Genomic DNA, 13,114 nt, shown 5'->3' with positions numbered 1-13,114 from the left:
GATCCGTCCTTGTTGGTGCGATCTTGGTAGCGCTCTCGGCGACGGCCGGAGCCCATGCCCAGAAGGCGAAACGCGTCGTGACCGCGCCCCAGAGCGCGGCGCGTTCGCTGACGGACAAGGAGTGCGTGGGCCGCAAGAGCGAGATCCGCCTGAACGTCCAGGTCGGGGCGCTGCGCTCGAACGCTGGCAATGTGATCATCACGGTCTACGGCGGCGACCCCAGTCGCTTCATGGCTCCGCGCGGCAAGCTGGCGCGACAGCGGGTCACGACCTCGGCCCCGATGAGCCAGGCCTGCTTCTGGTTACCGTCGGCGACCGACGCCTACGCCGTGTTCGTCTATCACGACGCCGATGGCGACAAGGAGCTGGACCGCAGCCCGTCGGGCATGCCGATCGAGGGCTATGGCTTCTCGAACGACGCACCGACCAAGTTCGGCACGCCGTCGTTCGATGCAGTGCGCTTCGGCGTGAAGCCAGTCGGCGAGACGACTATCCGGGTCAAGGTGCGCTACCCCTCGACTAGATGATGTCGCTCAGGTTGTAGCGGCCCAGTTCAGCCAGGCCTTCACGCCCGGCCTCGATCCCGCGCGCCACGATCCGCACATGGCGGCCGCCATCGGGCCGGGTCTCCAGCTCGATGGCGTGCCAGCGGGCGGGGGAGTGGCCCGTCGGCTGGGCCGAGGCGGACGGCACGCCCAGCACCGGGATCGTCGCGCCGTTGGGACCCGGCACCGAGCCGACCAACGATTCATGGGCATGGCCGTGCAGGACCAGATCGGCGCCGTGCTTGGCCAGGATCGCGCGCAGGGCCTCCTGGTCTTCCAGGGCCTTGCGCTTGGCGACGGCGCCCTTCTGCGGCGGATGGTGCAGCACCACGATGCGGAAGAAGCCGGCATGGGCCGGGTCGGCCAGCAGGGCGTCCAGGCGCTTCAGCTGGTCCTCGCCCAGACGGCCCGTCGCCAGATGCGGCGCGGTCCGCACCGCCGAGCAGAGATTGAAGATGGCCACCGGGCCGCGCACGCGCACCTGCGGGAAGCTGGTCTGGTCGTTGTCGCCCAGCCACGGCGTCCAGGCGGCGAAGCGCTCGTCGCCGCCCGCGCCCGCCAGGGCGTCGTGGTTGCCGGGGCTGACGGTGAAGTCGGCCGGATCGCCCAAGGACTCCAGCCAGCGGCGCGCCGCGGCGATCTCCGTACGCGAAGCAAAGTTGGTGAGGTCGCCGCTGATCACTACATGGTCGGGCGCGGCGGCCTTCACGTCGGCGATCAGCGTCGCCAGCACGTCAGGCCGATGGACCTTGGACTTGCGGCGCCAGGCGATGCGGCTGAGCAGGCGTTTGGTGAAGACGTCCATGAACCCGAACGCCCCCGGAGGCGGCGGCAAGTGGGGGTCGGACAGATGCGCGATGCGGTATATGGACAAGACGGCTCGGGTCGTTCTGGTCGAAGCAGGCGAAGCTGCTTATCACTCGACTTGGGATTCAAGGGATATATCTGTCTTTGAGTGGTGAAATTCAAAACGCGCCAAGAGCGGTGACTGTCGGCGAGGCTGGCGGCCGGATCTGGGGCATGAGCTCGCCGGAGCGGCTGACGCGCATCTACGGCCGCGTCGGCCTGGTCGAGACGCCGATGGCCGACCTGTCGCGCGCGGTGGTCGCGGTCGACGCTGGCTGGGTGTTCGACGAGTCGCTGATCAAGGCGCTGGCGGACCGCGAGGGCGCGGTGCTGGTGGATGACGCCGGCCGCGCCGTGGCCGTGCACGCGCCGGCCGAACTGGCCCAAGCCGCCACGGACGCGCTGTCGGCCGGACAAGACCCGTCGAACCTGGACCCGCGCCTGACCCGCCTGTCGGCGCTGGAACTCGGCTCGGCGTACAACAGCGCGCTGCGCAAGCGTGAGCCGCCGGTGCTGGAGCGCCTGACGCCGGAAACCGTGCGGGCCGTCGAGAAGCGTCTGTTCCAGGGTTCGTACAAGGGCGTCACCGACCTCGTCACCAAGTACGTCTGGCCGACCCCGGCGCGGATCGTCACCCGCTGGGCGGCGATCGCCAGGATGACGCCGAACCAGGTGACCTTCATCGGCTTCCTGCTGACCTTGGCCGCCACCTGGCTGTTCTGGCAGGGCCAGTTCGGCTGGGGCCTGGTCTGCGCCTGGATCATGACCTTCCTCGACACGGTCGACGGCAAGCTGGCTCGGGTGACGCTGACCTCATCCAAGTGGGGCAACGTCTTCGACCACGGCATCGACCTGCTGCACCCGCCGTTCTGGTGGTGGGCCTGGTTCGTCGGGGTCTACGCCGTCGGGCAATCGATCCCCTATGCCGGCCTCAGCCTGGCCATCGTCGTCGGCGGCTATATCGCTCAGCGGGTGGAGGAGGGGATCTTCCTGAGCCTCTTCAAGTTGGAGATGCACGCCTGGCGGCCGTTCGACAGCTTCTTCCGCCTGATCACGGCGCGCCGGAACCCGAACCTGATCCTTATGACCGCCTGCGTCTTCGTCGGACGTCCGGACGTCGGCTTCACCCTGGTGGCGATTTGGACCGCCGTGTGCTTGGTGGTGCACGCCGTCCAGATTCTACAGGGCTTGGCCGCGCCGAAGGGCTCTATCCAGTCATGGCTGTCGAAGTGACGCGCATCGGGGTCGTTCGCAATCCCAAGAGCCACGGGAACCAGGCCCGCCCGCCCGGGCCGCCGCCCGAGGGCGTGCGCCTGGTCGAACCCCATGGGCGCGAGGCCCTGAGGGCGGCGTTGAACGAATTTGCTCGGGACGGCCTCGACCTGCTGATCATCGACGGCGGCGACGGCACGGTCCGCGACGTGATCAGCCTGCTGCCCCACACCTTCGGCGAGACATTGCCAATGCTGGCGGTCCTGCCGTCGGGCAAGACCAACGTCCTGGCCATCGACCTGGGCACGCCCAAGGATTGGCGGCTGGAGGAAGCCCTGATCGCCGCGCGCCAGGTGCAGCAGACGGTCAAGACGCGCCCGCCGCTGCGGATCAGCTGGGCCGACGGCCGTCCCTGCCTGCAAGGTTTCTTCTTCGGGATCGGCGCACCGGTGAAGGCCACCAATCTGGCGCAGAAGGCTCACCAGGTCGGGTTCTTCCATAACCTGGCCGTGGCCGTGACCATCGTGACGGCGACCTTCGGCGCCCTGTTCGGCGGCGCGCGCGACGAGTGGCGCGAGGGCGTGCCGGCCAAGCTGACCCTGGACGGCGAAGCCCAACCCGGCGACGAACGCTTCGCGATCGTGGCCACGGCGCTGAAGCGCCTGCCGTTCGGTCTCAAGCCCTTCGGCGCGCCGCGCGAGGGGTTGAAGCTGCTGGACGTCGACGCCCCGCCGCGTCGCCTTCTGAAGGCCGTGCCGATGGTGCTCAGCGGCAAGGCCGAGCCGACGCTCGAGGGGATGGGCTATCGCCGTCGCGATCCCGCGCTGATCGGCTTGGGCGGCGGCGCGCCGTTCGTGTTGGACGGCGAGATGTTCGAGGGCGGCGAGCTGACCATCGGTCTTGGACCGCCCCTGCGGTTCCTGGTCGGATGAGCAGCCTTCGCGACCTCGTCGCGGCCGAGCTCTCCACGCCGACCCCCGCGCCGATCACCGCCTTCGCCGAGCATCTGACGACGGTTTTTCCCGGCGCTCGGGCGGTGCTGTTCTACGGCTCGATCCTGCGGACGGGCGACCTCTCCGGGGTGCTCGACTACTACGTCCTGACCGAGGCGCCGCCGCCCGGCTGGCGGGGCTTCTTCACGCGCATCCTGTGGCCCGACGTCAGCTATCACGAGCTGAAACACGACGGCGAAGTCCTGCGGGCTAAGGTCGCCTCGATGACCCTGGCCCAGTTCCAGCGCGCCACCAGCGGGGCGGGGGCCGACACCACCATCTGGGCCCGCTTCGTCCAGCCCAGCGCCCTGATCTGGGTCGACCAGGACGCGCGCGAGACGGTGGTCGACGCTGTCATCGACGCCTGTCGCACGGCCGCCCGCTTCGCCCAGGCGCTGGGACCGGTCGACGGCGCGCCGCAGGCGCTGTGGACGGCGCTGTTCCAGGAGACCTACAAGGCCGAGCTGCGGGTCGAGAAGGCCGGTCGCGAGGTCTCGATCCTGACCTTCGATCCCCAGCGCTACGATCGCGTCATGGAGGCCGTTCAGCACGATCAGGGCGGGGTTCTGGCCGAGGGCGAGCGGAAGGCCCTGAGAAAGGCCTGGGGGCCGCGCAGGCTGGCCGGTAAGCCGTTGAACGTGGCGCGGCTCATGAAGGCCGCTTTCACCTTCCAGGGCGCGGCGCGCTACGCCGCCTGGAAGATCCAGCGCCATACCGGCGTCGAGGTCGAGGTCACGCCCTGGCGGGAGCGGCATCCGATCCTCTCGGCCCCGGGGGTGCTGCTAAAGGTCTGGAAGGGGCGGCGCAGAGCCGCCTAGTACAGCAGGCAAACAAAAACGCCCGGGCGCGAGCCCGGGCGTCTTCGTTTCAGCGAGGCGTAAGCCTTAGGCGCGGGCGCGCTTCAGGGGCTCGATGACGCCCAGGGCCGCGCCGATTTCGGCGAAGGCGCTGAGGACGGCGTCGATCTGCTCGTCGGTGTGGGCGGCGCTGACGCTGGCGCGCAGCAGCGGACGGCTGTCCGGCGTGGCGGGCGGTAGGGCCAGGTTCAGGTAGACGCCGGCCTGCAGCAGACCGTTCCACATGGCGATGGCGCGTTCCTGGTCCGGGATGGTCGTGGCGACCACCGGGCTGGCCGTCGGGCCGGTGTGGAAGCCCATAGCCGTCAGGCCGTCGTACAGGCGCTTGGCGTTGCGGTTCAGGCGGTCGCGCAGCTCGGGCTGCTCGACCATGCGGCGCAGGGCGGTCACGGTCGAGGCGACCACGGCCGGCGGCAGCGAGGCGGTGAACATGTACGGGCGGCAAACGACGCGCATGACGTCGAAGTCGTCCAGGTTCGAGACGCAGAAGCCGCCGATGGCGCCCAGGCTCTTGGAGAAGGTGCCGACGATGAAGTCGACGTCGTCTTCCACGCCGGCCGCTTCGGCCAGGCCGCGGCCCGTCGCGCCGAGCACGCCCATCGAGTGGGCTTCGTCGACCAGCAGGTAGCCGCCCAGCTCGCGCTTCACGGCCGCGATTTCCTTCAGCGGCGCGACGTCGCCGATCATCGAGTAGACGCCTTCGACGACGATCAGGCGCTCGCCCGGCGCATCGCCCAGACGACGCAGGCGCTTGGCCAGATCCTCAGGGTCGTTGTGGCGGAAGCGGATGACCTCGGCGTGGCCGAGACGTGAGCCGTCATAGATCGAGGCGTGGCTGTCGGCGTCGAGGATCAGGTGGTCGCCGCGGCCGACCAGGGTCGACAGCACGCCCAGATTGGCCTGGTAGCCGGTCGTGAAGACCATGGCGTGCTTGCGGCCATAGAACTTGGCCAGTTCGGTCTCGAGCTCGACGTGAGCCTCGAAGCTGCCGTTGGCGATGCGCGAGCCGGTCGTGCCGGTGCCGCGCTCCTGGACGGCCTTCACCGAGGCGTCGATCGCCTCCTGGTCGAAGGTCAGGCCCAGATAGTTGTTGGTGCCCAGCAGGATCGTCGGACGGCCCTCGACGACGCCTTCGGTCGGCGAGGTCACGGCATCGAAGCGAACCTTGAACGGGTCGGCGCCCGCGCTCTGGATGGCCTTGTACGCATCGCGATAGGCCAGGTGCTTATCAAACAGCCCCATTAGTTAAGCCCTAGTCCGGAGATCATTGATCAGTTTGGAGAGGTCGCCCGCGGTCTCGACAGAGGCCAGACGGTCGAGAGGAATGGAGATGTCGAAGGTGTCTTCGAGCTCCATGATGATGTTCATGAGGGCTAGGGAGTCCACGGCGAGGTCACGACCGATATGCGACTCTGCACGCACCTCGACGGCCCGTCCCAGAACCTTGCTCGTCGCCACCCCGATCTCGCGCAAGCTGAGATCCGTAACCGTTTCCATTCTAAACCAAACCTCCGGGAGCCCCACCCGTGACACTACTGTAACGGCGAGTCTGTCAGATTTCCGCCATATTTGAACTAGGCGACGATATTTTTGGGCAGCCAGCCCTCTTCACGGTACCAATCGACAGTGTGCGCGAACCCGTCTTTCAGACCGAAGACGCTGGGTACTCCCTCCGACATCGGAGCGCTAGATAGGGTCCAATCAGTGTGAAGCAACTCCCGAGCTTTGCCCGAGCCGAACACCATAGGGGTTTTTGAGGCCAAAGACCAAGCGTCCGCAAGGGTTCCGGCGAGTAGCAAAGCCTTGTCGGGCAACCTTATCAGGCGCGGAGAACGGTTCATCACCGCCCCGGCGGCGCTCATGATTTCTGCCCAACTGTAACCGTCACGCCGCACATCCGAGAGCTCCACGAGGCCCAAAACGGGTCTGCGGCAGTAGGCGACGAGCTTCGCCACGGCGTCCTGGACGTGAATCATCGCGATCCGCGTGGTCGGAGACAGCACCGGCAGGACCGGACTCCAGGCCGCCAGTTCGAAGAAGGCGAGGGTCTCGGTGTCGCCGGGGCCGTAGATCGCCGGTGGCCGCACGATCAGGGCGTCGGGCGAGATTTCGCGGACGGCGTCCTCGCCGGCGCGCTTGCTGGCGCCGTAGTTCGACAGCTGTGGTTCGCGGGCCGTCAGGCTGGAAACCAGGATGAACCGGGCGCCGGCGGCCTTGGCGGCCAGGGCGGTGGCGCGGGCGCCGTCGCGGTTCACGGCGTTGAAGTCCTCCAGGGACGCGGCCTTGATCAGGCCGGCCACGTGGATCACCACCTCCGCGCCCTTGCACAGGCGGTCGAGCGCGCCGGGCGTCTTCAGGTCGCCGGTGACGACCTCGACCTCGATGTCGCGCCAGAGAGGGTGGATCGGGTCGCGGCGCACCAGCACCCGGGGCGTCCAGCCGTCCAGGGCCAGGGCGCGGACCAGGTGACGGCCCAGGAAGCCCGTGGCTCCAGTGACGGCGACGACTCCCGGCATTTTACTCGCCGTAGGTCCCGGCCTGATAGGCGGCCTTGGCCTTCGAGCGGCTGAGCTTGCCCGACGAGGTCTGTGGCAGGGCGTGGGCGCCGACCAGTTTCACCTTGGCGTCGACGCCGTGACGGGTGCGCAGCAGGGTCGAAACCTGTTCCACCAGGGCCGCGCGGCTGTCGGCGTCGCCGCCGCGCGCCTGGACCAGGACCACGATCTGGTCTTCCGGCTCGGCGGGGATGGCGAAGGCGCAGACGTCGCCGCTGCGCAGGCCGTCGATCTCGTGATCGGCCGTCCATTCAAGGTCTTGCGGCCAGATGTTGCGGCCGTTGAGGATGATCAGGTCCTTGGCGCGGCCGGTGATGACGATCTCGCCTTCGATGACGAAGCCGATGTCGCCCGTGTCCAGCCAGCCGTCGGCCGACAGCACGCGAGCGCTCTCTTCCGGATTGGCGAAGTAGCCGCTCATCACCGAGGGGCCCTTGGCGAAGATGCGGCCCACGCCGCGCTCGGGCAGGACGGCGCCGTCGTCGCCGCGCACTTCTAGGAAGTGGTCGGGCAGGGCAGGGCCGCAGCGGGCGAAGTCGCGGGCGCGTTCCGAGCCTTCCGGCGCATCGACGGCCAGGTTGTCACGCTCCAGGCGCTCGACATCCAGGGTCTCGGCGCGCAGGCCCTTGCCCAGCGGCGCCATGGAGAGGGCCAGGGTCGCCTCGGCCATGCCGTAGCTGGCCACGAAGGCCTCGGGCGAGAAACCGGCCGGCCCGAAGGCTTCCACGAAGGCCTTCAGCGGCGGCATGCGGATCATGTCGCCGCCCAGGCCGGCGTTGCGCCAGCGCGAGAGGTCGTAGGCGTCCAGCGGCTGGCCCTGCACGCGGCGGGCGCACAGCTCGTAGCCGAAGGTCGGGCTGTAGGCGATCGTCGCGCCGTTGCGGCCGATCAGGTCGATCCACAGCAGCGGGCGGCGCACGAAGGCGCCGGTGGGCAGCAGGTCGACCGTCATCTGGCAGGACAGCGGGGCCAGCAGGAAGCCGATCAGGCCCATGTCGTGATAGAGCGGCAGCCACGAGATGGCGCGGTCTTCGGCCTTCACCTGCAAGCCGTCGCGGGTGATCGCCACGCAATTGGCCATCAGCGCCTTGTGACGGACCAGGACGCCAGTCGGGGTGCGGGTGCTGCCCGACGAGAACTGCAGATAGCAGGGGTCTTCCGGGGTGATCGTGGGAAGCTCGGCGCCGCCGTCTTCCGGCAGGTCGGCCAGCACGCCGGCGAAGGCCAAGCCCGCGGCCTCGCCGATCTCGGCCACCCAGTCCTTCAGGCCCACCGGGCCGATCAGGATCTTGGCCTTGGCCGAGGTGGCCAGGTTCTTGATCTGCTCGATATAGGCCGCGCGGCCGCCGAGCGGGGTCGGCAGGGCCATCGGCGCGGGCAGCAGGCCGGCATACTGGCAGGCGAAGAAGGCGCGCACGAAGTCGGCGTCGGTCTCGGCCAACAGCGCCACGCTGTCGCCGACCTGGGCGCCCGTCGCCAGCAGGCGGCGGGCCAGCACCAGGGCGTCCTCGCGCAGCTTGGCGTAGGGGATGGCCTCCACTAGTTCGCCACGCAGCGAATAGAGGTTCACCCCCGTCTCGCCGGTCGCGGCGAAGTCGAGGGCCTGCGTCAAGGTCGGAAAGTCGGCGAACCGAACGGTGCGGTCAGACGCCGTGGGCGTGATCATAACTAGGGCCTTCATCGTCTTTAGTCGTGCGGGCGGAGCAGTCCTCCGCCGCGAGTCGGGCGAGCCGGCGGCGCGCCATGAAATACATGCCAATGGCCATGGCCAAAGCGGCCGCAACCAGAGCGGCGCCCGCCCCGGTCAGGCCGAACGTCGAGATCAGCGGTACAAGCGCTGTCAGATAGGCGATAACGACCACGAGGCGCACCGCCAAGGCCGAACCCGCCGCGCGCATCGAAACCAGCATCGGTTCCAGGGGCAGGGTCATGACGCCGATGGCCGCCGCGGCCACCTGCCAGTTCATCACGCCCGCCGCCGCGCCGTAGGCATGGCCCATCACCGTCTCGAGAATCCAGCGCCCCGCCAGCAGGCTGACCAGCAGCAGGACGCCGGCCGCCGCGCCGCCGATCAGGGCGATCTGCAAGGCCAGCTTGCTCATGGCCTGCTGGCCGCCCGAGGCCCGCATCTTGGCCAGTTCGGGATAGAGGGCGGGCACCATCAGCCGCGCGGGCTTGGCCATGCCGTCGGCCACCTGCTTGCCGATCCGCCAGAAGGCGGCCTGGGCCGGGCCGAGCAGCGCGCCGACGGCCATGGTCAGCACGTGGGTGAAGCCGACATCCAGCGTGCCGGAGAAGTTGGTCGCCAGGGCGAAGCGCCAGACGCCAGGAATGCCCCGGCTGGTCGGCCCGACCAAGGTGAAGCCCTTCAGCAGGCCGCGCTTGTTCAGGTCCCAGATGGCGATCGAGGCGATGTAGGCGAACGAGGCGAACGTCCCCAGCGCCCAGGCCAGCAGGAAGTAGGGCAGCGGCGCATGGGTCAGCGCGCAGATCGCGCAGCCGATCATCCGCACGAACGAGCTGATCGCCTGCTCGGCGGCCAGGAAGCGGAAGCGGTCGAACAGGCGCAGCAGGCCGACGCCGCTGGCCGAGGTCATCACCCCGATCGACAGCGCATAGAGCGCGCCATAGCCGTGCGTTCCCGCCGGCCAGCGCAGCGTTTCCCAGAAGAACCACGCGCCGAGGACGCCCAGGACGATGCCGATGACGCCGCTGATCAGGTCCAGCAGCAGCGACAGGCGCAGAACCTGCTGGAACTTGGGCCGATCGTTCTCCATCGCCGGACCGGCGCCGTAGGTGATCAGGGTCTGCCAGGATTGGAAGTGCGCCACCTCGCCCAGGAACTGGGCGAAGGCGTTGATCAGCACCAGGACGCCGAACGCCTCCTTGCCCAGGGTGCGGGCGGTCAGGGCGATATAGGCCAGGCCGACCACGGCGTTGAGCACGCGACCGCTGAGCAACTGGCCGGCATTGGCCAGGACCTTCTTGAGCGGGGAAACAGGCGCGGCGTCGGTCATGCCGCGCGCTCCAGCTTGTCGACGATGGCGCGGGCTGCGCGCACCGAAGCCGGGATGTCGCCGAGGTCGAACGTCTCCTCGACGCCCCAGACCTGGGTCTCGCGATAGTCGCCATGGCTGGCGAAGGCTTCTTCCAGGGCTTCGGGCAGGCGCTCGATGTTTTCCAGCACCGGGCCATAGAGCCAGTGGTGGAAGCTGGGATCCCCGCACCACGAGGCGCCGCTGGAATTGAGGAACAGGCACGGCTTGGGCGCGCGCAGGAACTCGTAGATCTGGCTGGACACGTCGCCCAGATAGAGGTCGGCGATCTTGGTGTAGGTCATGTCCACCGCCGCCGGCCCGCCCAGGTCGACGTGGATGCGGGGGTGTTCGGCATAGGCCTTGAACGCGGCGCGCTCCTCGGCGGAGGCGGTCTCGAACAGCCGGATATGCGGGGCGAAGATCAGGTTGTAGCGGTCGCTGGCCGCGAAGAAGTCCAGCACCTGCTTGCCCCACTTGGGCCAAGAGCCCAGCTGGCCGTGGAAGTGCGGATTGTACAGCACGACCTGCCCGGGCTGGTCGAAGCATGGGACGTCGCGTTGCGGCAGGTCGTCGACCAGGTCGAACTTGGGATAGCCGACCATGGCGCAGCTGTCTTCGGTGACCCAGCCCTCGTGCAGCATCCGGTCGCGCTGCTTGCGCCCGGCGGCCATGACCAAGTCGAAGACCTTCAGGCGGGGCTCGAACGGGCCGCCCCGGTCGCCGGCGCCGTGCTGGGTGTAGACCAGCAGCGGACGGCGCACGCCGATGCGGCGGAGCAGGGCGGTGGTGCGCTCGGGCGTGACGACGGCGTCGTAGCGGGCCAGGCGCGGAGCATTGGCGATCAGCATCGGCGCCTTGGGCGGCGCGCCCTTGCTGAGGCGTCGCAGCCAGCCGGGCGGCAGCAGCACCAGTTCGATCGGCGCGCCGCCCAGATCGGCCAGCAGGCCGGCGACGTAGTCGATCAGTTCAGGGGTGGTCGCGGCGATCTCGACCTTGATGGCCGGCCAGCGTCTGGCCATGGCGACGGCCACCGACAGGCTGTGCCAGACCTGATGGTGTTGCGCGATATAGAGGAAGCAGACGCGTTTGCCCGAGGCCACGTCAGTGTCCGGAATTCAGCCGGGTGCGGACGCGGCCCTTCAGCTGGACGCGGTCGCCCTTGTCGGTGACGCTGTAGCTGTTGGCCTGAGTGCTGCCCTTGGGGCCTTCGCCGGCGATGCCCGCGTCGCCGCTGACCTCGCCCGTGCGCATGTTGATCAGGGCGCGCGGCGCGTCGAAGGCGTAGCCCTCGCCGCTGGTGATCTTCACGTCGTCGGCCAGCAGCAGCGTGTGCTCGGTCTCGCGGTAGAGGCCGGTCTTGGCCGTCGCCTGGCTGGCGTCGGGCTGGCCATAGCCGCGGACCAGGGTCGGGGACGTCAGGCGGACCAGGTTCTGGTCCTTCTGGTCGCGTTCGGCGTGCTCGGCGGTGATCAGGAAGGCTCGGCCGTCCTTCAGCACGCCGGTGAAGCGCGGCTTGTTCAGCAGCAGCGGCGTCGAAGCGGCCTGGGTCTGAGTCTTGTTCGAAGCGAAGCTGCGCAGCGAGGCCTGGACGACCACGGCGAGGCCGACGCCGACCGCGAACACGGCCAGGACCATGCGCAGACGGCGCACGGGCTTGCGCCGGCGATTGCGGGCCCGTTCGGCGGCGGTTTCAATGTGGGGGACGGCGCTGGCGCCATCGGACTGGGTGAGCATTTGGGGAATGGATAGTCCCACGTCGGCGTTCGCCCAAGACCTTTGTTTTCCGGTGCGCGGTCCTGGCGCATGTAAGTTGCGTGCAGATGGCGTCGATTGACGCTTCGTCAAGCGCTCGCCTAGCCCGGTTGTGTGGCCGACCGAAGCGCGTGATCCTGCCTCCCATTCCCATGGCTTGAATCAAGCCATGGGAATAGACGGGTTTGTTTCTTGGCTCACGAGCCTTCCATCGGAAGGCTCGTGGGGCGGCCGTGTAAGGATCCGCGTCATGTTCCTCAGACCCTCGCAGCACAAGGATTTCGGCGTCTTCCTGCCCGTGGCCAACGGCGGCTGGATCGTCTCGAAAACCACGCCCACGCTGGACGGCCTCTATGCCCAGAACCGCGCGGCGGCCGTGGCCGCCGACGAGGTCGGCATGGATTTCGTGATGTCGATGGGCAAGTTCCGCGGCTTCGGCGGCGAGACCGATCACTGGGGGACCTCGCTCGAGTCGGTGACGCTGATGGCCGCCATCGCCGAGGCGACCAAGACCGTCCGCATCTGGGCCACCGTGCATCCGCTGCTGCAGAACCCGGCGGTGACCGCCAAGATGATCGCCACCCTGGACCATATCAGCGGCGGCCGGGCGGGCCTGAATATCGTCGCCGGCGCCTACAAGGCCGAGTTCGACCAGATGAGCGCCTGGGACGATTCGCTGTCCCACGACGATCGCTACGGCCTGGCCGAGGAGTGGACGACCATCGTCAAGCGCCTCTGGACCGAGGACAGCGTCGACTTCGCCGGCAAGTACTTCACGATGAAGGACTGCCAATCCAAGCCCAAGCCGCTGTCCAAGCCTCGCCCGGAGCTGATCTGCGCGGGCATGTCGGACCGGGGCTTCCAGTTCTCGGTGCGCGAGGCCGACGCCTGCTTCATCGGCGGCCGATCGCGGGAGGAGCATCGCGAGGCCTCTCGCCGCGCCAAGGCCTTGGCCGCCGAGCTGGGCAAGACGGTGCGCACCTACGCCATGTGCACCATCATACACGCCGAGAGCGACGCCGGGGCCGAGGCCCTGGTCAGGCGCTATGCCGAAGGCGCGGACATGGGCGCTATCCTGGCCATGCTGGCCAGTTGGGGCGTCCCCGCGGACCGGCTGCCCGCCATCGCGGAGAAGCAGGGCGCGTTCATGACCCAGACCATGGTCGGCTCGCCCGCCACCTGCCGCGAGCAGGTCGAAGGCTTCATGACCGAGTGTGAGCTGGATGGGCTGATGCTGATCTTCCCGGACTATGTCGAAGGGCTCTCGATGTTCGGGTCCGAAATCCTTCCGGGCCTGCGGTCGGTGTTCTCGTGAGC

13 protein-coding genes are annotated in these 13,114 nt (G+C 68.5%); 5 read left to right on the top strand and 8 right to left on the bottom strand.

From position 1 onward, the window contains the following. Positions 1 to 77: 77 nt before the first annotated feature. Positions 78 to 527 (top strand): DUF2141 domain-containing protein, encoded by a 450-nt coding sequence (locus AC07NN_RS19535; protein WP_494644846.1) that lies wholly within the window; start codon positions 78 to 80, stop codon positions 525 to 527. On the opposite strand, the gene AC07NN_RS19530 is transcribed toward AC07NN_RS19535, so the two are convergent. Continuing rightward, entirely contained in the window at positions 520 to 1,419 is a 900-nt protein-coding gene (locus tag AC07NN_RS19530; RefSeq protein ID WP_494644844.1) for a metallophosphoesterase family protein, read from the bottom strand. The two genes, AC07NN_RS19535 and AC07NN_RS19530, sit on opposite strands and share 8 nt — an antisense overlap. Positions 1,420 to 1,496: 77 nt before the next feature. Between AC07NN_RS19530 and AC07NN_RS19525 the strand changes: the two genes are divergently transcribed. Genes AC07NN_RS19525 through AC07NN_RS19515 form a run of 3 tightly spaced genes read left to right on the top strand, consistent with a single transcriptional unit; the run spans position 1,497 to position 4,413 of the window. Further along, the gene (locus tag AC07NN_RS19525; RefSeq protein WP_494644843.1) at positions 1,497 to 2,624 is read left to right on the top strand and encodes a CDP-alcohol phosphatidyltransferase family protein; all 1,128 of its coding nucleotides are present in this window, start codon (positions 1,497 to 1,499) and stop codon (positions 2,622 to 2,624) included. Continuing rightward, entirely contained in the window at positions 2,543 to 3,535 is a 993-nt protein-coding gene (locus AC07NN_RS19520; protein ID WP_494644842.1) for a diacylglycerol/lipid kinase family protein, read from the top strand. The genes AC07NN_RS19525 and AC07NN_RS19520 overlap by 82 nt, the downstream gene beginning before the upstream one ends. After that, positions 3,532 to 4,413, top strand: coding sequence for a hypothetical protein (locus tag AC07NN_RS19515; RefSeq protein WP_494644840.1), 882 nt, complete (start codon positions 3,532 to 3,534; stop codon positions 4,411 to 4,413). Before AC07NN_RS19520 ends, AC07NN_RS19515 begins: the two co-directional genes overlap by 4 nt. A gap of 66 nt (positions 4,414 to 4,479) precedes the next feature. Here AC07NN_RS19515 and spt read toward each other — a convergent pair whose 3' ends face one another. From spt to lptC, 7 genes are all read right to left on the bottom strand, one after another. Then, positions 4,480 to 5,694 carry a serine palmitoyltransferase gene (gene spt, locus AC07NN_RS19510; protein ID WP_494644838.1) on the bottom strand — a complete coding sequence of 405 codons (1,215 nt, stop codon included), beginning with the start codon at positions 5,692 to 5,694 and terminating at the stop codon, positions 4,480 to 4,482. Between the two features lie 3 nt (positions 5,695 to 5,697). Continuing rightward, positions 5,698 to 5,949, bottom strand: coding sequence for an acyl carrier protein (locus AC07NN_RS19505; RefSeq protein ID WP_494644835.1), 252 nt, complete (start codon positions 5,947 to 5,949; stop codon positions 5,698 to 5,700). A gap of 77 nt (positions 5,950 to 6,026) precedes the next feature. Next, a complete protein-coding gene (cerR, locus tag AC07NN_RS19500; RefSeq protein ID WP_494644833.1) occupies positions 6,027 to 6,968 on the bottom strand; it encodes a ceramide reductase in 942 nt (313 codons plus the stop codon). Position 6,969: 1 nt separating this feature from the next. Then, the gene (locus tag AC07NN_RS19495; RefSeq protein WP_494644831.1) at positions 6,970 to 8,688 is read right to left on the bottom strand and encodes a fatty acyl-AMP ligase; all 1,719 of its coding nucleotides are present in this window, start codon (positions 8,686 to 8,688) and stop codon (positions 6,970 to 6,972) included. Further along, entirely contained in the window at positions 8,651 to 10,024 is a 1,374-nt protein-coding gene (locus tag AC07NN_RS19490; RefSeq protein ID WP_494644829.1) for a lipopolysaccharide biosynthesis protein, read from the bottom strand. Before AC07NN_RS19490 ends, AC07NN_RS19495 begins: the two co-directional genes overlap by 38 nt. Further along, entirely contained in the window at positions 10,021 to 11,145 is a 1,125-nt protein-coding gene (locus tag AC07NN_RS19485) for a glycerophosphotransferase (RefSeq protein WP_494644827.1), read from the bottom strand. The genes AC07NN_RS19490 and AC07NN_RS19485 overlap by 4 nt, the downstream gene beginning before the upstream one ends. A 1-nt stretch (position 11,146) precedes the next feature. Then, positions 11,147 to 11,779: an LPS export ABC transporter periplasmic protein LptC gene (lptC, locus tag AC07NN_RS19480; RefSeq protein WP_494644825.1), complete on the bottom strand. Its 633-nt coding sequence runs from the start codon at positions 11,777 to 11,779 to the stop codon at positions 11,147 to 11,149. Between the two features lie 268 nt (positions 11,780 to 12,047). On the opposite strand from lptC, the gene AC07NN_RS19475 reads away from it, so the two are divergent. Then, complete coding sequence (locus AC07NN_RS19475) at positions 12,048 to 13,112, top strand: LLM class flavin-dependent oxidoreductase (RefSeq protein ID WP_494644823.1); 1,065 nt, start codon at positions 12,048 to 12,050, stop codon at positions 13,110 to 13,112. The last annotated feature ends 2 nt before the right edge of the window (positions 13,113 to 13,114 follow it).

The sequence above is a fragment of the Caulobacter sp. GW821-FHT09H08 genome (assembly GCF_059415885.1).
Note: the sequence above shows the minus strand (reverse complement) of the source record. Positions and strands in the feature narration are given on the sequence as shown.